Source organism: Vibrio sp. 378, assembly GCF_033339435.1.
The window spans coordinates 1-656 of sequence record NZ_JAWOUO010000650.1 but is presented as its reverse complement, the minus strand read 5'-3'; the positions used below and the strand labels follow the sequence as shown (position 1 = coordinate 656).

At 45.0% G+C, this 656-nt stretch carries 1 protein-coding gene; it reads right to left on the bottom strand.

Features of this window, described 5'->3' with window-relative positions:
• Positions 1-656: excinuclease ABC subunit UvrC (gene uvrC, locus R7Q48_RS28065; protein WP_318133587.1), on the bottom strand; the 656-nt coding region annotated here is incomplete at both ends.

Below are 656 nucleotides of genomic sequence, written 5' to 3'. Positions count from 1 at the left end.
TCTCTTGCGCAAAACCCAGCACATCCATATCGTCCATGCTGTCTTCCGATACATATTGCTGTTCTTGGACTCGTCTTATCGCTTGTATCTGATCACGAAACTTTGCCGCGTCTTCAAACCGAAGTTGCTGACTAGCAAGCTCCATTTTCTCTATCAACTGCTTCAGTACTTGCTGATCTTTACCTTGCAGAAATAGACGAACAAAACCCACCAGCTCTGCATACTCTTCATCTGAGATAATCGAGCTCACACACGGGCCAGCGCAACGACCAATTTGATACATCAAGCAAGGGCGCGTTCGATTGGAGTAAACCGTATCTTCACACTGTCTAACAGGAAATATTTTTTGCAGCAAGTGCAGCGTTTCTCGTACCGCCCCTGAGTCAGGGTAAGGACCAAAATACTCGCCTTTACGCTTCTTGGCCCCACGGTGCATGGACAATCTCGGATGTTTATGACCGCTAATGAATATATAAGGGTACGATTTATCATCACGCAGAAGCACGTTGTATTTCGGTAAATACTGCTTGATGTAATTGTGTTCAAGAATCAGCGCTTCTGTCTCGGTATGCGTCACCGTGACATCTATTTTGGCAATATTGCTCACCAAAGCGCGTGTTTTTTCACTGTCGACTTTTTTGCGAAAGTAACTAGAA